14 protein-coding genes are annotated in these 18803 nt (G+C 29.9%); 5 read left to right on the top strand and 9 right to left on the bottom strand.

Going from position 1 to position 18803, the window contains the following annotated elements; genetic code table 11:
* Nucleotides 1-82 precede the first annotated feature (82 nt).
* The 3 genes from GCL60_RS06440 to GCL60_RS06430 all read left to right on the top strand — a co-directional run bounded on the left by GCL60_RS06440 (nucleotide 83) and on the right by GCL60_RS06430 (nucleotide 3237).
* Nucleotides 83-865 (top strand): flagellar hook-basal body protein, encoded by a 783-nt coding sequence (locus GCL60_RS06440; protein ID WP_153419386.1) that lies wholly within the window; start codon nucleotides 83-85, stop codon nucleotides 863-865.
* A 391-nt stretch (nucleotides 866-1256) separates the two neighbouring features.
* Nucleotides 1257-1586 (top strand): winged helix-turn-helix transcriptional regulator, encoded by a 330-nt coding sequence (locus tag GCL60_RS06435; RefSeq protein ID WP_153419384.1) that lies wholly within the window; start codon nucleotides 1257-1259, stop codon nucleotides 1584-1586.
* Between the two features lie 217 nt (nucleotides 1587-1803).
* Nucleotides 1804-3237 carry a TolC family protein gene (locus GCL60_RS06430; RefSeq protein WP_153419382.1) on the top strand — a complete coding sequence of 478 codons (1434 nt, stop codon included), beginning with the start codon at nucleotides 1804-1806 and terminating at the stop codon, nucleotides 3235-3237.
* Here GCL60_RS06430 and GCL60_RS06425 read toward each other — a convergent pair whose 3' ends face one another.
* The gene (locus GCL60_RS06425) at nucleotides 3238-4695 is read right to left on the bottom strand and encodes an HAD-IG family 5'-nucleotidase (RefSeq protein ID WP_153419380.1); all 1458 of its coding nucleotides are present in this window, start codon (nucleotides 4693-4695) and stop codon (nucleotides 3238-3240) included.
* 54 nt (nucleotides 4696-4749) lie between these two features.
* On the bottom strand, nucleotides 4750-5853 hold the full coding sequence (locus GCL60_RS06420) for a saccharopine dehydrogenase family protein (protein ID WP_153419378.1): 1104 nt from the start codon (nucleotides 5851-5853) through the stop codon (nucleotides 4750-4752).
* Nucleotides 5854-5965: 112 nt separating this feature from the next.
* Between GCL60_RS06420 and GCL60_RS06415 the strand changes: the two genes are divergently transcribed.
* Entirely contained in the window at nucleotides 5966-7318 is a 1353-nt protein-coding gene (locus tag GCL60_RS06415; protein ID WP_161998104.1) for an arginine deiminase, read from the top strand.
* A gap of 88 nt (nucleotides 7319-7406) precedes the next feature.
* The gene (locus GCL60_RS06410; protein WP_153419375.1) at nucleotides 7407-9461 is read left to right on the top strand and encodes a lytic transglycosylase domain-containing protein; all 2055 of its coding nucleotides are present in this window, start codon (nucleotides 7407-7409) and stop codon (nucleotides 9459-9461) included.
* Nucleotides 9462-9474: 13 nt separating this feature from the next.
* Here the strand turns inward: GCL60_RS06410 and GCL60_RS06405 are convergent, their stop codons facing one another.
* From GCL60_RS06405 to ung, 7 genes are all read right to left on the bottom strand, one after another.
* Nucleotides 9475-11208, bottom strand: coding sequence for an ATP-binding cassette domain-containing protein (locus GCL60_RS06405; protein WP_153419373.1), 1734 nt, complete (start codon nucleotides 11206-11208; stop codon nucleotides 9475-9477).
* Nucleotides 11209-11210: 2 nt separating this feature from the next.
* The gene (locus GCL60_RS06400) at nucleotides 11211-13175 is read right to left on the bottom strand and encodes an O-antigen ligase family protein (protein WP_153419372.1); all 1965 of its coding nucleotides are present in this window, start codon (nucleotides 13173-13175) and stop codon (nucleotides 11211-11213) included.
* Nucleotides 13176-13198: 23 nt separating this feature from the next.
* Nucleotides 13199-14398 carry a glycosyltransferase gene (locus GCL60_RS06395; protein WP_153419370.1) on the bottom strand — a complete coding sequence of 400 codons (1200 nt, stop codon included), beginning with the start codon at nucleotides 14396-14398 and terminating at the stop codon, nucleotides 13199-13201.
* 127 nt (nucleotides 14399-14525) lie between these two features.
* Nucleotides 14526-15476: a bis-aminopropyl spermidine synthase family protein gene (locus tag GCL60_RS06390; protein WP_153419367.1), complete on the bottom strand. Its 951-nt coding sequence runs from the start codon at nucleotides 15474-15476 to the stop codon at nucleotides 14526-14528.
* 17 nt (nucleotides 15477-15493) lie between these two features.
* Nucleotides 15494-16177, bottom strand: a complete 684-nt coding sequence (locus GCL60_RS06385) for a hypothetical protein (RefSeq protein WP_153419365.1) — start codon at nucleotides 16175-16177, stop codon at nucleotides 15494-15496.
* A 91-nt stretch (nucleotides 16178-16268) separates the two neighbouring features.
* Nucleotides 16269-17993 (bottom strand): NAD-dependent malic enzyme, encoded by a 1725-nt coding sequence (locus GCL60_RS06380; RefSeq protein ID WP_153419363.1) that lies wholly within the window; start codon nucleotides 17991-17993, stop codon nucleotides 16269-16271.
* Between the two features lie 21 nt (nucleotides 17994-18014).
* A complete protein-coding gene (gene ung, locus GCL60_RS06375; protein WP_237639046.1) occupies nucleotides 18015-18713 on the bottom strand; it encodes a uracil-DNA glycosylase in 699 nt (232 codons plus the stop codon).
* Nucleotides 18714-18803: the final 90 nt, after the last annotated feature.

The following is an 18803-nucleotide window of genomic DNA, read 5'->3' as shown; positions in this document are numbered from 1 at the left end:
CAAATGAGAAATTATTACAGTATAATTTTAAATTTAATGGTGTAATATTTATCTTGAACGCTAAAACGAATAGGAAATATTTATGCTAAAAAACGTTTATTCACCTTTATCTGGTGGTGTTTTGCAAGAAAGACTCATGGAAATCATTTCAAATAATCTAGCTAATACAAATACGACGGCTTTTAAAGAAGATGAAATCTCATTTCAAGCTCAAGAAGCAAATCCTTGGCCAAGTTATGCTACTCCACATCCGCCAGCTCCATTTAAAACAAATATGCAGGAATTATGGCCATTAAAAGGGAATGAAATGGCTTATGTTACCTTAAGTGAAATAAGAACAGCACATACTCAAGGTCCTATGATCAAAACAGGAAATCCTTTAGATGTTGCTGTTCAGGGTGATGCCTTTTTTGAGGTCATGACTCCTTTTGGAGAAAGATTAACGAGGGATGGTGGCTTTAGTATAAGTAATGATGGAATTTTAATAAATAAAAATGGCGCTGTTGTTCAAGGCGAAAATGGCGCAATAACAGGATTAAATGGAAAAGAATTTAGTATTTTGCCTACAGGAGAAATTTATGTAGGAAAAAAATTTGTAGATAAACTTAAGGTGATTTCATTTAAAGATAATACATTATTAGAAAGACTAGGTGAAAGTTTATGGATTCATAATGGTCCACCTGAAAATGTAAAAGCACCTGTTGGAGAAATTACACAAGGTTATTTAGAAGGAAGTAATGTAAATCCTATGAGAAATTTAACAAATATGATTATTGCTCATAGAAGTTATGAAGCTCTTCAAAAAACAGTAAAATCTCAAGATGAAACAATGCAAAATGCAAATAAAATATCTGAAGTTCAGTAATTTTTTATAATACTTAATATAAATTAATATACTAAATATTTATTTTTATATTAAGTATTATAAATGTTCGTTCTTGTTTAGAATATAAAATAAATATATGGATTTAAAATGCTAGCATAAATGGTGTTAGTATTTTAAATTTTTTATTTTTATTAATATATTTGTTAATTTACATCTATTTTTTAGAGGTATCAATCATTAAATTTTTATAGCATAAAATGTTAAAAAGTTATTTTTTAGATTAAAGTATCTATTAATATTCATTATTGCTATTATTATCTCTTGGAAAAAACTTAGGAAGGTTCTTTCTTAATTTAATGAAATTTGGTTATTATAAAATAAAAATCAAAAAAAAAATAAACAATAAAAATTTATTTTAAGGAAGGAAATAATGATAAAGCCCAAAAAAAATATTGAAATAGAGGGAGCATCAGTTGAATGTGCTTTGGATGCTATTTGTGGAAAGTGGAAGGGTGTGATTATCTATAATCTATTGAAATTTGAGGTGTTAAGATTTGGTGAGCTCCAAAAAAATTTAAAAAATAAAATTACCCAAAGAATGTTAACAATTCAACTCAGAGATTTAGAAGAACAAGGAATTTTATCTAGAAATATTTATCCAACCATCCCGCCAAAAGTTGAATATTTTTTGACTGAAAAAGGGAAAACTTTAGCAGTTATTATTCAAAACTTGAATGATTGGGGCTCAACATATTATTAGAGCTATGTTTTTCATTACTTCCAATTTTTAAATCGCTAAAATTTTATTTCAATCCTCAATTTTAAAAATTCCATACTTTCTATTTTTTTTAAATGCAAATAACAAATTTGATAAATTTAAAATTGATGACATTAAAATGATAATTTATTTTCGTTGCTTGAAATATATTTAGATTTAAGTTAAAAAGTGATTATTTAATTGATTTTGGAAGGTGCTAATGAAACTACAAACGTTAAAATTGATGACCTACCCTGTTACTTCTTTGCTTAGTTCTTTTCTTTTTATAAATTCATCATACGGGCAGCAGGATATTGCACAAGTGCAAAAGAGTAATACGAATCAGGTCAATTCCCCTACAAATTCGCAACCTATCCTTACGCTTGAAGCAGCGATGAATATGGCTGAAACTTATTCTTTTACAGCAAAAATGTCTTTACAAGACTATTATTCTACGGAAGCAAAAGAAGATGCCGCTTTCCGAGGAATGTTACCTACAATTTCAGCATCCGCAAATTATATGATGAATAGTAGTGATGTAAATCCGCTTGTTGGTACTACAACTGGAAAAACATATGGTTTTCCAGATACAACAACTTCGACGGCAACATTAACATTATCTCAGCCACTGATTGGCCTTTTTTCCATGTACAACTCTGTACAACAATCTTCCGCATTAACAAGAGCCGCTTTGCAAAATCGAGTTCAAAGTAGAATTGATGCTCGATTTTATGGTGCACAAGCATATATAAATTTACAAAAAGCAGATCAATTATTAAAAGCTGCGAAATCTTCTATGGAAGTTTCTGAAAAGCAATTAAATGATGGTAATGCGCAATTTAATGCCGGTAAATTAACAAATGCGGATCTCTTGAAATTTAAATTAGATTTTGAAAACTCAAAAACGAGTGTAATTCAAGCTCAAACAACTTATAAAGTTGCCTTAATTACTCTTTCTGAAGCCATTGGTGTTAAAAATAGTTCTGCTATTTCTGTTGCAAGTAGTGAAAAATCTGTTTGGGAAATGAAGTCTCAAAAACTTCCAAGTCTTGAAAATATTTTAGCTCCAAGTCTATCTCAGCGAAGAGATATATTAGCAGGGAAAGAAAATGTTGATGCTGCTTATTATGGAAAAGTTCAAAAATATAGCAATTATTTACCAACGTTAAATTTTGTTGCCACTTATACTCGAAATTTTAATGCAAGTGATATTAACACAACAGACAAAACATATTATTCATCTGACATTCAAGATCAAATGTCTTATGGGTTACAATTTTCTTGGGTTCTTTTAGATTGGGGAGTTCGTCAAGCTCAAATTAGTGATGCCGTTGCGTCTGAGCAAAAAGCTAAATATAATTTAGAAAATTTAAACTTAAACGCTCGCATTGATATCACAAATAGCTATTTACAACTTCAAAATGCGATTCAAGTATTAGACTCAGCTAAAGTATCTGTTCAATACGCTCAAGATGCTTATTCACAAATGAAAGCTCGGTTTGATAATGGTCAAGTAACAGCAACCGATCTGATTTCATCTGCGAATGATCAAACAACAGCTAGAGCTAATTTAGCAAATGCCAAAGGTTCTCTAGATCTTGCTTGGATAACGTTCCAAAAGAGCACGGGTGTTAAATTAACAACTTTAAATTAATCAATCATCTAGATCATGCGGCATAAAATCTCTTACGGCTCTGAAATTTTTATGAGGCCCATAGTGAATTAAATTTGTTAACTTACTCGTATACAAACAGGCATAAGTTTCAACTTGAGCAGCAAATCGAGAATTTTGTCTACCTGTTTTCATTAATTCACCCCAAATGGGGTGAAGACCTAAGTGATACGTTCTGATTTCTTTTTTTTCTAATTCTTTAATCTTTAATAAATCATACCCCACTTTTTTAATTTTTTTATCGAGAGTTTCATCTTTATCAATGCCTTTTTTAATTTTATTTTCATGTTCTGCAATTTGAAGTCTTTCAAACTCATTTTCCAAATGAACTCTTTTTTTATTTAAAGAGTCGCATAATGTATATTGATCTTTTGAATTTTGAATTGCCGATATTTCTTTTTCAAGCTCTTCAATGACAAGCATTGTTCGCCAGCCTATCTCTTTTTTACTTCTTAAAATATCACCATAAATATGGTCACCAATATAAAGAATTTCAGAACCCACTTTTATTCCAAGAATATCATAAAGAAGTTTAAAATGCCCTCCTTGAAATACTTTTGGTTCATTGTTTTCATTTTTGGATAAATTAATTAAATCTATATTTTTTAAATAACATGTCTTTAAATCAACTGAATATATTTGATTTTTAGAATTAAAAAAAGAAGGTTTTTGAGACCCTGTAATTACTAAATCAAAATAAGAAATCCACTCAAAATTAAGTTCTTTTTTGGAGTTGCCACATATATAGTTCATAACAACATTTGTGTAATCCCAAAGACTATTTGTTACGATAAATATTTTTCTACCAGAGGCTTTTAAATCTTTTAAAATAGAAACTAAATTTTTATCTTTAGTAATATATTTTCCTGGATTTTCAGAAACTTTATATTTAATGCTTCCATCTCTATGACATAAATCAATACATTTTCTTACATCATTATAAATTTCAAGATATGTTTTATTTAATAATTTTTCTGTTTTATCTTTATAGTCAACTAATTGAATGAATAAAAAAGCTTCCGCTAAAGAAAAAAGAGTATCAATTAAGGCAAAGTTTGGTTCTTCATAGATAATTACGTTTTCAACATCATATAATTTACGACGTTCTTCCCGATTTAATTCTTTAAAACCATGGAAAGCAACCTTAACGTAACGGTGGCGATCCATTTTTAGGACGTTACCTCTTATTTTATCAATGACAAGTCCTCGAATCATATATTTATGATCGAACTCCCAATTTAATATTTCTTTTGAATATCCTATGTCTACTAGTTTTTTGAGGGTTTCTTCGTATGCTAATTTTTCGAAGGTTTCAGGTTTATAAAGTGCGAGAGTATAATCCATATCAAAGCCAACTGCTTTAATAGATTTCATATTTAGAGTTCTATTACAGAATATTCTTTCGCAAAATGGAATGTCAACTTTATCATCAGGGAACATAGATGGGGAATCTCCTACAATGGAAATAAAAAACCCTAATGAAAATTATCCATATTAGGAATAATGTTTTCCAAAACGGTTCTTTATAAATTTATCATAAGAAATGTCTTCTTGACGAATAAATCCTGTGTTAGGTAATTGCTTATTCGCATGTAAATCTAACACAGCACAAATTCCCGCAGCTGTTGTTATTTGAATTGCGCCCCAATGTTCTTCTGCTATTTCAGAATGGTAGATTTTTTTTGCATAACTTTTTTGTGTTAATTTATTATCTTTTTGACCATCTACCGTAACAAAAATGATAACAACATCTTGAGAAGTGTGAGGCAAAGAACGTTCAAAAACTTTTTTTAGACCTTCTCTGTCATCAATAAATTTTAAATCATGTAGAAGCGTTAAAAGAATATCTCTGTGTCCAGGATAACGTATAGATTTATAATCCATATGTCTTACTTTGTTTGTTAATGACTCTGCTAAGGTGCCTAATCCTCCAGAAGTATTAAATGCTTCGTATTCTTCACCGTCTAAACAAAGTCTCTCTTCTCCTTCGAGAGCAGGAACTAATTCTAGTTTTCCGTCGTGAATAACTTCACATGGATTGCAATATTCATTTATTAATCCTTCTGTACTCCAGGTAAGATTATATTTTAAGCGGTTGTGTGGAAACAAAGGCAATGCACCTACACGCATTTTTACTGAGTGTATGGAGTCAAATTGTTTTGCAAGATCATTTGCTACGATTGTAATAAATCCAGGAGCTAAGCCACATTGAGGAATAAAAGCGCATCCCGCATTTTTAGCAAGTTCTTTTATAGCTGCTGTTGTTTTTACATCTTCCGTTAAATCGAGATAGTTTACTTTTAAATTTCGGGCAACTTCAGCAATTCCTTTGTTACAATAAAAAGGAGCACAACTTAAAACATAGTCTTTTCCTTGAAGAACTCTTTCTATGTCCTTTTGAGACATAAAATCGGCTTGATCGTAATCCACATTTTTTAGAATCTGACCTGTTGAAGAATAAGAAGCGGCTGTTTTTGCAGCATCTTTTCTGGAATCTAGAACTGTAATATGGTAGTCATCCGATTGTGAAAGCATATTTACAACAAGCTTACCAATTTTTCCTGCACCAAAAACCGCGACACTTTTTTTTAAAGACATGGCTATACTCCTCTAAATTATTGATTGTCACTTGATCAGACCCATGTGACCTATGCTAACGGTAAGAGTGTATTTTTGTCATTACGAATGGAATTGGTCAAGGAGTTTAAAGATGAAAGAAGAACAGAATGAATTTAGAGGAAGCAATTTTCGTTTTTGGGATTCTTTGTCTGAGAATGAAAAAGCAGAACAAATTATGAAATCAAAAAGTAAAATTGGAGTACATTCTGAAATTGGTAAATTAAGGAAAGTATTTTTGCATTCTCCAGGTCAAGAAGTAGAATTGATGACCCCAAGAAATGCTTCGGAGTTACTTTATAATGATATCATTTATTATAAAAATATTGTTGCAGGCCATGCTCAACTTAAATCTGTTTTATCATTAGTAAGCACAGTTTTAGAAGTTTCTGAGTGTCTTGAGGAAGTTTTAGAAATTAGTCAAGCTCGTGAACAATTGTTAGATCAAATTTTAGCCTTTCAAGGATGTCCTGAATTAAAAACAGAATTACAGTCATTTTCATCAAGTGATCTCGTTCAAACCTTGTTAACCGGTGTTACCTTAAAAAGAAATTCTTTAGAATCTTGGTTATCTTCAAAGACTTTTTCACTTGTTCCTCTTCCTAATATGTATTTCATGCGAGATACCAGTATGGTTGTTGGAAATAGGGTTATCGCTTCAAGAATGGCAAGCTCTGTTCGATATGCTGAATCCTTAATCATGCGCACAATTTATGAGTATCACCCTGAGTTAAAAGGGCATGGTCTTCTATTAGATGCGGCCTATGGTGAAGTTGATCCAAAATTTACAATTGAAGGCGGTGATATTTTGGTAATAAGTGAAGACTTATTACTTGTTGGAATTAGTGAAAGAACAACCCCAAAAGCAGTTGATGCCTTGGTAAACGCTTTAATTCGGGCAAGAGCGGAAGATGGAAATCAAGAACCATTTAATGTTTTATGTGTTATATTACCAAGGGAAAGAAGCACAATTCATCTTGATATGATTTTTACTGTCGCAAATAAAGAACAGGCTGTTGTTTACTCACCTTATGTTTTGGGTAGAGAAAGAGCAAGGGTGGTTCGTATTCGCGTAAAACCTGATGGTGATAAAAAATTTAAAGAAGTAGAAGATCTTATCTTAGGACTTAGAAGTGTTGGTGTTCGAATGGATCCAATACCTTGTGGAGGCGATGAACCTCTTCATCAACAAAGGGAACAATGGAACAGTGGAGCAAACCTATTTTCCTTTGCGCCAGGTAAAGTCATAAGTTACATTCATGAACATACTTTAAGAGCATGTGAATCAGCTGGATTTAAAATAATGTCAGCAAAAGATGTGATCAAACATCCTACATTATTGCAAAGTAACTATCCTTTGATTGTTACGGTAGAAGGGAGTGAATTATCGAGAGGAGGAGGAGGTCCTCGTTGTATGACTTGCCCTGTTTTGAGAGATTCTGTTTAATCTACATGTTCCCTTTGCAATGAACTCTATCTCAAGTCATAATTATTCGTGACGATATGATATTTGGATCAGAAAGGGTATAAAATAAATGCATGTTATGATTAAAAAAAAGAATATCCTAATATTTGGTATTTTAATATTAGTTCCTGTTACCCTTCTCCAAGTTTCTTGCTCTAGTAATACAATTTTAACAGAAAATCTTGAATTAACATTGCCTGAGCAAAAACAGATGCTTTCTAGTATTAAACGGAAAAATGATAACTTTTATGTTTCTAATTTAAAAAATTATTCACCCCCCAAAGAAAATCAATTAATAGATGAAGCTCAATTTCGTAATCTTAAATTATATAATGAAAGTGCAAGAGTTTTATCTGATTGGGTTTTAAGAAATCTTTCTCAAAAAGAAAGAATTCAAATGTCCCGAAATTGCGATGCTTTAGTAGGAAGTTTTAAAAACCAATTTCCTTTAAATGAACAAACTTTAGCCTGTGCTGCTTGGTGGTTAGAAAAAAAGAATAATGATGAATCTGCTGCAGCAAGTCGAGCAGCTTCTCCACAATCAACATATGTTAGAAATTTATCAAGTAAACAAAAGCAAGATTTACAAAATTACAAAGGAATGTCTTTTTCAGAAGCTTTTTCTCAAATGGATCCTCCAACTCTTTCTCAAGCGCAACGTTTAGCGAATTCCGCATTAGATTACGCTTCGGATTGTTCTTATTCAGGAGTTTCTTCAGCATTAATTTTAAGATTGGAATCCTTTTTACCAAACAAATTTGTTTATCCTGCAATTGAAAAAATATATACAAAAATGCAAAAATGTTTGTTACCTGATGCGGATCCAAGCGAAAAAATTCATTTACGTGTAGGTCTATTAAGATTAATTTCTGGTTATCCAATATTAGCAAAAGATGCTTTAGAAAAAACGCTTTTAGAAAAAGATCCTGGTGAGAGTTCTCGAAGCTTATTTTGGCTGGGAGCTATTTATCAAAAAAGTAAACCAAATTCGAAAGAAAACCCTTATTGGCAAAGATTATTAAAAGAGAATTCTATCTCTTTACATGCAATTTTAGCTTCTCAACAATTGGGTGTTGATCCTATTAATAACTTAGTTCCCGATGAAGATATTTCTATTCAAGCTCGTGATTCAAATGGATGGAGCGATGATAATCTAGAAGCATTTATTTTTGATTTATTTAGAGCAAGAAATGATATGTCTGCCGCTACAGAGTGGTCAAATTATGTAGGTAGAACTTCAAGTGTTACAAATCCAAATATGATTTTATATTGGGCATTAGGTCATAACGCTGTTCGAAATTATAGATACTCTATATTTATGCTAGGTCGCTATGGAAAATATATAAAAAATTATCCTGTCAGCAAGACTATGTTAGGTCTGCATTTTCCAAAACCTTATTTAAAAGAAATATCAGATTACTCTGAAGATGTTGATCCCATATTTGTTCTATCTTTAGTTCGTCAAGAAAGTGCTTTTGATCCCTATGCAAGATCTGGTGCAAATGCTCGTGGTTTAATGCAAGTTTTACCAAGTACAGCAAAGTCGATCAAACGTAAAATAACTTCGAACCAACTTTATGATCCTGAAATGAATTTAGAAGTTGGAGTTTCCTATTTAAGTCGTTTATTAAAAAGATATGATGGTAGAGTTGAATATGTCTTAGCAGCATATAATGCAGGTGCTTCTAATTTAGATAAATGGCGAGATCGTGTTTTAGATAATAATATGATGCTTTTTTGTGACTTTATGCCTTTTAAAGAAACAAGAAGTTATGTGTCGCTCATTTTAAGAAATTATTATTGGTATAGTAGAATTATATCTGAGAGAGAAGACTTATTTGCTAAAAGAATTCAGCAACAGAGTGCTAAAGCACGCTGGAAATCAGATAGAGTTGCTGCTTTATTATCTTTTTCTTGGAAATCAGATTTAGAAGTTAAAAATAAATCCATTTTAGATAAGATTTATATATTTGGAAATAGTAATTCAAATATAACGTCTAATAATTCTGATCCAAGCTGGTTGAATGAAGATACAAAAAATAAAAATAAAACATATAAAAACATAAATGATGAAATAGAAAGCGATGAAAAAACTGCATTTTCAAATTCAAATAAATTAAAATAATGAATCATTAAAATTAAATAATATTTTTCATATCTATGATTTCATCTGCAAAAGCAAGTATTCCGTATCGGTGAGAAACTATGATTGTGGTGCAAGATAATTTAATATTTTTTAACGCTTCTGCAATTAAAGATTCATTTTTTTCATCTAAATTGGCTGTTGCTTCATCAAGAATGAGAAGAGAAGGCTTATTTAAAATGGCTCTTGCCAAACAAACTCTTTGTTTTTGACCTGCAGAAAGTCCAGTATGATTTTCGCCAATTTTATAAGAAAGACCTTTTTCAAGAACAAAGTCTTGTAAAGAAACTAGTTTTAAAGTTTCCATGATTTCTTCTTCGTTTACTTGTCTTGATAATCCGTAGCATAAATTTTCTTTTAAATCACCTTTAATTAAATAAGGCTCGGGTCCAACATAACCAATACGTGCTTCCTTTTTTGAGATATATTCCCAAGCAGGAACGCCATCAATTTGAATTTTTCCAGAATTAGGTTGAAGTATTCCTGTCATAAGCATAAGAATAGTCGATTTACCAGTTCCACTAGATCCTATTAATCCAACTTGAGAACCTTTATTTATTGTAATATTAATATTTTTAAATAATGGAGTAGACTTTGGATAAGAAAAAGTAACGTTTTCCAATACAATTTCTGGTGATTCTATTTTGGATAATGTAATGGAATCGATCTTTTTCTCCTTATTGGTATCTGATGGGTCTTTATAAGGACCAAAAAAAGTGATCTTTAAATGGGACTCCTTATTTATTTTCTTAAAATCACTATTAGAAATAGATTCTAATGAGAGTTTATATTGGGGGAAAAATATATTTGAATTTCCAAAATAGCCAGTTAATATTGATAAACCTTGGACAAAGCGCGCTAAAAGATAAATAAAAGATAATAAAACCACAGAGCTTGTGTGCCAAATGTTATTACTAATAATTATAATAATCACTAATAAAAATATTCCTAAAAAAGGTCCAGTTTGGGCACTTAAATTGCTGTAAAAATTAGCGCTCACGGATTTTGAAGAGTATTCTTTTAAAGAATCACAAAATGAATTGTACTCATCTTCTCTTTTTTTCATAAGTTTTATAAAGAGGTAGTTTCTTGCTATTTTTTCAATGCCTTCATTTAATTTTTTTTGCTGAAGTGGCACTTGTTTTGCAAAACGAGAAACATTTTTATTTATGTAAATGATTGCAAGGCCAATTATAGCAATTCCGGTTGTAGCAACAATAGCCTCTTTCCAGGCAATTATAAAAAGCATTAAAAATAAAAAAGCGCTTTGGACAAACATAAAAATAAAATGAGTAAAATTTAAAACAAACTCAGACGATTTTGAAAATACTTCAGATAGTTTAAAATTGATGTTTGAGGAGCTTTTTTCATGAACATCATCTTCATAAAGTATACGATAAAGTGAGTTTTTCTTTAAACGAAGTAATACGTAATCTCTTAAAAAGGCTGCTGTTTGAGTTGTAGTCAATTGCACTGAAAAACGGATAATTGCTACAATGACAAGTGCACTAGAAACAAAATAAATAGAAAGCTTTGGTAGTTCATAACCAAAAAATTTAAATTTATTGTCAAAAAAACCAAAGCTTGTCAAAAGAAGCTGGATTATAAATGATATACAAAGTTCAACGAGGGCAATACCCATCGCTGCTAAGATGGCAAAGCACAGATATTTTACACCTCTTCTTCCAAGAAGATTTAAGGAGTTTTTAAGAATTGCTTTCGTATCCAAAACTATCTCCAAGCATTCTGTCCATTAATGTATTTATATTCAAAGTAAAATCCAACATTTGTTATAAAGGATGCTTTCCATGGTGGATTCACATGAATCTTATAATAACATAACGAATAAATAGTAACATTTTTTGAACATGAATTAAATTCTTTAAGTTCGGGAATCGAGAAATAAACCCATGAAGCATTCGTTATAATATAATTCTTTTGATTAGAAAAACCATTTTGATTATAAAAAGTAATATTAACGTTAACTGGATAAGTCCTATTCTCTGGTCCTATAAAAATCCTATAATTTAAACCTGTTAAGATAAATTGAGTACTAGGTTTAAACCATTGGCCATCAAGAGAGTCTTTGGGTCTAAAAAATACATTTTTTCCTTGAAGAAGCGCTGAAAAATAAACCTTGTCTTTTTCAAAGTGTCCTTCAGGCTGTGGGAGTGTGCCTACAGGGGATGGTATTTGAATAATCCCCGTTTTTTCATATTGAAACAATGGTACAATTGGAGCTGTTAAAGTTAAGTATATACATACTGAAAATAAATAAATACTCATAAAACAAAAAACCAAAGAAACATATGTTTCATTTTTTTTGCTTTGTCTCATAAAAATAATGAGATAGCTAGCAAATAAGCAACTGCCAATAAAAGCGAGAGAAGGCATATAAAATAAATAAGAGACTAGGCCTAAAATAAAATAGGATACTCCAGCCCAAATTGGGGTGATTTTTAATATATTTAAACTGTTAAGCTCATTTTTATCATTATTTATTTTATTATAATTTATGATGTAATAAATGAATAGGTAAGAAAATAAAATAATTAAAATTAAACCAACAAATCCAAGTTCTGATACTAAGGAAAAATAGGTATTTGTTGGAATGTCTGAAATAATATTTTTTAAATTTAGCTTATTAACTTGATATTGAAAATTAGCAGAAAAAGAACCAAGCCCTGTTCCTGTAAAAAAATTTTCTTTAATTGTTTCCCACATAATTCTTAAGTGACTTGAACGTTGTACATCAATAATAGCATATTTCTGAAATAAATTGCCACTTGAAATAATTGCATTGAAAAAATTTTTTAATCTAATTAATGAAGAAATTTGATAATAATTTGAAAATAAATTTATTAAAAAACAAAATGAAATTATAATAAAAGATGTTGAAAATAGATATAAATAATTTTTCTGGAGAGTTTTTTTAATAAATTTATAAATTAAAAAAATTATTATTGTTAATATAAAACCGGTATAATAAGATCTTGAGCCATTTATAAATCCAGAAATAATGCTTAAAATTAAAAGCGAAAATAAAATTATTTTATATTTTATTTTTGTTTCATAATTAAATATTATAATAAATAAAATTGAACTTATTATGGAAAAGAAAAAGCTTGCAACTCCTGAGTCGTCTAAAAGACCAGGAGCTCTGTTTGCATCTACAGCAGTTAGGCTTCCTTTTGAAAGGAAATTGATATTAATTAAACCTTGATAAATTAATGTAAATGCATTTAAAATAAAACAAATTAAAAAAGTAGATAAAAAATATTTTCTTAATTTTATACATTGATCGTTAAATATTGAATTAAAAAATGTTAAAGCTGGAAATATAAAACAAACTAAGAAAATCATGTATAAACGAGTTTGTGCAATAGCAAAGTCAGAGGTTATATTTGGTTGTAATACATAGTTTTGTATTGATATTCCAAAACTTAATGAAGGTTGATAAAAATTTGAAAACGCATGCACAGTTATAGCAAAAATAAAAAGAAGAATAGAAAGGACAACTTTTTTATAAATTTTATAACTTGTCACGACTCCTATAGCAAAACCAAATAGAAATAATAAATAAATTCCAAATCTTAATAATGGTAATTGAAGTATATTTGGAGATCTTATAAAAACTAGCGTTACAAATGCGTTAAATAGAAAAAAGTAATTTGAAATTCGATTTAATACCATCATTTAAAATTTATACCTTAAGCTTATTATTTGTCTTTAAATATATTTAGAATTTTTATTGCATTGCTTTCCCATGTTTTTTCCTCTTTAATTTTATTACTTTTAATTTGAATATTATTTTTATCAAATTTATTTTCCCAAATTTCAATCAATTTTTGAGTAAACTCGAGGGCGCTAAGGCTTAATCCACCATAGTTTTTAATAAGTTCGTCAATAGGTTCGCATCCTTTCAGGGCTAAAACAAGACAATTATTATATATGGATTCAGCTGTAATGATAGAGTAAGCTTCGAGTCTAGAAGCTATGACAAGAGCCAAAGCTTTTTGTAAAAGAAACTTTTTTTCAAATTCAGTAATTCTTCCAATATATTTAAATCTAGGATCTTTAGGAAATTCAATCTGTAAATCACCAGCAAATACAATAAAACAATTCTCAGGAGCATGATTAAAGATAAATTCAATATTTTTATTTTTGTCAATACGTCCTATGTAAATAAAGAATTTTTTATTAATAATTTCATTTATTTCATCACTTATTTGAATTTCACTAACTTCCTTTGTATCAAAGCCTGGTGGAAGTTGAAGAGAAGGTTTTTTATTTGAATTAGACCATATTTTATGACATAATTTTTTTTCCGCCTCAGAAACAAAACCTAATATATCTGATTTTTCTAAAGACTTGTTTACAAAATTTAATTTAAATTCTGGTTCATCATGAGCTGTAACAATAAATAGCTTTTTGATAGAACTTGAAGTTTTTAATAAAGAATAGTAATTAGGTGAATACAAGTAAGACTTAACTATAATTAAAGAATATTCATTTTCGTTTTCTTTTAAGTATTTCCAAAGACTAGGACACCATGGGCCTTGAGATTTTAGAAATATAAAATCTAACAAAGAGCTAAAAAGTAAATAAAATTTATTTAAATATTTATTAAGTTTAAAGTTAACTCTTCTTACTATACCAAAGAGAATTCTTTTTCTGGTATGTTCAACAGGATATCTTTTTATTAAAAGTGGTTTTCCAGATGTTGAAATCCATTCTTCCTGATTAAGATGATTATTCCAATTAATATAGTCGTCACTCATACTTGTATGAATTTCAACATTTGCATTTTTTTCTGCGAGAGCGATTGCAAGTTTTAAGGCATAAAGTTCCGCTCCAGCTAAAATATTTAGACCGCATCTTTGTACAACAATTGCTATTTTTTTATTATGTTCGACCAATTTTAAAAAGCCTTCCCTGAAAAAAGAAAATTAACAAGTCATATTGTTAATCGTTTCCAGATTATAATTCATTTTTTTAAATGTGTGAAGTTTAATAATAGAAGAGTTTTAAACTAAAGATCGGGGATCAGTTCATTGTTTTTTTATTTTGAATTTTATAATTATTATAAAAAGCAATAGGAATTTCCGAAATGCTATAATGAGGAATAATATTTGTTAGTATTTTTTTTCCATCAGAGAATTGTTCTATATTTTGCGCAATTTGAACAGATTTAAACTCTAAACAATCACTAAAATAGTAATTACATTTTACTGTTTTTAAATTAGGATGAGTAAATTTTGCCATAACAGATAATAAAAGTGATTGTCCTTTATTTAATGGATAGCAATTAAAAAATTCATATTTATTTGTATTAACAAATCCATATTTTAATAACTCTGCAAAAAGTTTTTTTGTATTATTTGATCCTAATGCGGATGAATTTACCATCATATAAAAAATGGAAGTTTGATTTTTTAAAGATTGAATTGCACAAGACATAAACGTATTTAGATCTTCATAGTTTTGTGGAGGGTCAAAACAAACAACATCAAATATATGATTTAAAAATTTTGGAAAACCTTCATACAGATCAACATGAAAATAATTGACAGGGTATTTGGCTTCTTGTGTTAAAATCCTTAATTTATTAAGGAGTTTTATATCGCAATCTAAAACAGTAATATGTCTAAAGTTCCTTGCAACTAATTCAACGGAAAGTAGATCATCGTCACCAATTAATAAGATTTCTTTATCTCTAAACCCATTTTTCTCTAATAGATCCGCTCTTTTTTTTCTGGTTTCAATCGTACAAGGAAGTTGATTATAACTTTCAATAAATTTAAAGGAGTTATAATTTACAAAAGATACTTCTTGTTTTTCGTTATTTTTATATTTTATATTTTCATTGATGATTTTAGTTAAAAATTCTTTTTTTTCAGATCCGTTTAATTTTAATATATGTTTTATTGTTCTGCTTCTGAAAAAAATACTCAAAAATGAACAAAAAATAACTTGAATTTTATTAGGAATTTTCATTTGGGTTTTCCCATATATTAAGAAAAGAATATTTTAATGAATAAAATAGAAGCGACAAAAAATAAAATATAACCTGCCCAGATTTCAATTTTGGCAATTTTAATTTTAAAAATTTTTTCATGAAAGTGACCTGCAAAAAATCGATAAGTTTTAAATATAAGCAGGTCTCCAAAATAAACTCCTAAGGCAATAGGAACAATAAGAATGTAAAAAGGTTGCTTGTTGGTAAAATTTTGACCCATCCACCAAAGATACCAGAATGGAAACAAAGTAGGAATCGTCAATGTTCCAACTATTCCCTCAAAAAAATGCCAAATAAGTTTTGTATTACTGACTTTTTCGAACTCAATTACATCAATAGGACTTTCGTTCTCGTATAATTTTTTTTTTGCTCGATAAATAAAACTAAATCCAAGAATTATTATCATTAAAATAAATGAAAGTTCAATAAACATTAAATATTTTTTATGAAGATTTAGAAATATATCTGCTTCAAATGTTTTTTGTGCTAATGAAAAAGCAAAAATGCTGCAGCATAAATCGGTTAGAATAATGCCAGTTTGAAAAGCAATTAATGGCTTTTGTTCTTTTTTTAGAAAAAAAAGAACAAGTCTCATATTAAGAGGTCCGGGGGGGGATGTAGAAATTAATGCACCAATAAATGCTGTAATGAAAAAAATAACAGATACCTCAAGTATCATTGTTGGCTTTCACAAATAAAAAGAAAAAGAGTGTCATTTAAGAATAACACTCTTTTAATCAAAACCCAAACAAGAAAATATGTACTAAGAATTATTTATCTATTGCACTTTTGGTTGTGTACTTAACATAACTTGTTTTCCATATATTTGAATGAATATTATCATGGATTTCTTGTTCTGTTGTAACAGGGGCAACTCCTGTTTGTTGCGCTGCTTTTGAGGTAGCATAAGCAATTTTGTATGACACATCAAATATATCTGTAAGGGAAGGTAATAAAGATAAACTAGGATCACGATTTATTTGAGCGCATTCGCTAATTACTTTTGCACAAGCAACTAACATTTCATTATTTACGCGCGTAGCTTTAGAAGAAACTACTCCTAATCCTAATCCAGGGAACACAAAAGCGTTGTTACATTGTCCAATTGGATAAACTTTTCCATTATATCTTACATCTTGGAAAGGACTTCCTGTAGCAACAAGAACTTTTCCGTTTGTCCATTCAATTAAATTTGAAGGTAAAGCTTCACAGCGAGATGTCGGATTGGATAAAGGGAATATCAGAGGACGATCGCAGTAAGAAGCCATCATTTTTACAATTTCTTCTGTGAAAGCTCCTGTTTGTGTGGATGTCCCAATTAAAATGGTCGGTTTTACATTTTTTACCACTTCAGAAAGCTGGATAATTTTACCTTTTACTCTATCCCAGTCCGTGTAAACCTCTACAGGCTGTGCATATTTCTTTTGAAAATATTCTAAATGATCCATATTTGAGTGAAGCATTCCGTTCATGTCTATCAAAAACATTCTTGATAAAGCTTCTTTTTCTGATAGCCCATCTACCATCATGGCTGCTACAATTTGATCAGCAATGCAGCATCCTGCTGTTCCTGCACCATGAATGACAACTCTTTGTTCACTCATTTTTGTTCCGTTAACTTTGAGTCCTGCAAGAATTGCGCCTAAAGTAACAGCCGCGGTTCCTTGCATATCATCATTAAAAGTACACATTTCATCTTTATATCGGTCTAAGTTTTTTCGAGCAGTTTGGCGGCCAAAGTCTTCCCAATGTAAGTAAACATTAGGAAAACGCTTGCGAAGTGCACTTACAAAAGCATCAATAAAATCGTCGTATTGTTCTCCACGAATTCTTTCGTGGCGCCATCCTAAATAAAGTGGATTTTGTAAAAGATCTTTATTATTTGTTCCAACATCTAAAACAATTGGCAATACTTTTGTTGGGTGAAAGCCTGCGCAAAGTGTATACATGGCAAGTTTTGCTATGGAAATAACAATTCCGCCTACCCCTTGATCGCCAATTCCTAAAATAGCTTCTGAGTCAGTAACGCATACAGCGCTAACATCATACGCTTCAGGTATATTATTTAAGATATCTTCAATTTGTGCCATTTGAGGATAAGAAATAAATAATCCTCTAGGTCTTCTAAAGTTTTGATTAAATTGTTGAACAACATCACCAACAGTAGGTGTATAAAAAACGGGAACCATTTCCACTAAATGTTCCTGAAGTAACCTAAAAAACAAAGTTTCATTTCTATCATAAAGCTGAGTTAAAAAGATATTTCTTTCGATATCGGTTTCTTTTTTTAGATATTGTCCATAAACGCGGACTGCTTGTTCATCTAAGGTCTCTACTACATTAGGAATTAAACCATTTAGTTTAAACTCTCTTCTCTCTTCAAGTGTAAAAGCAGTATCTTTATTTAAAAAAGAATTTAAAAGAAGCTGTTTACCTGTAATAGAAACTTCGTAATATTTTTTTCCATCAAATGAATTTCGTTTTTCTTTAAACATGAAAGACTCCAAAAAGTAATTTTATAAATTCCAATCAATTTCATTTTGTCGATATGATTTTAATATTTCATTAACTGTTGAAAAATGTTTGCAGCCAAAAAAACCTCTATGTGCTGAAAGAGGTGATGGATGGACCGATTTTAATATTTTGTGATTTGGATTTGTGATCATTTTTGCCTTTGATTGTGCGGCTGCACCCCATAATAGAAAAATAATTGGGCTTTCTTTTTCATTTAATAGTGAAATAATTTTATCGGTAAAAATTTCCCACCCTTTTTCACGATGTGAAAAAGCCATATTTTCCCTTACAGTTAAAACTGTATTTAATAAAAGCACCCCCTGATTTGCCCAACTTTCAAGGCACGTTTTTGTAGGTCTTTTTCCAGTGTTTGCATGTATTTCTTTAAATATATTATTTAAAGAAGGTGGTATAGCAGTGCCATTTTCTACAGCAAATGACAAGCCATTCGCCTGTCCTTTTCCATGATAAGGATCTTGTCCGATGATCACAACTCTTGTCTCATCATAGTCTACAAGTTTTAATGCGCGAAATATTTTATCTTTAGGTGGAAAAAAGGTGTGACCTGCCTGAAGTTCATTTTTTAAATGCAAGCGTATTTTTTCCATGTAGGGTTTTGAAAACTCATCAAAAAGAAAAGACCTCCAACCTTCCGCTAAGAAGGTGAGGTCTTTATTTTGATTTATTTGAGCATTACTCACAAGTATATCTCCAGTAAAATATCAAAAGAAGTTTAGTGCTAAGAAGCACATTTCTCGCTTTTTATCCTACTATCATTTTACAGATATACT

Origin of the sequence: Silvanigrella paludirubra, assembly GCF_009208775.1 — a bacterium.
Taxonomy (GTDB): Bacteria; Bdellovibrionota_B; Oligoflexia; order Silvanigrellales; family Silvanigrellaceae; genus Silvanigrella; species Silvanigrella paludirubra.
The sequence above is the reverse complement of the archived record's forward strand: the minus strand, read 5'-3'. Positions and strand labels throughout refer to the sequence as shown.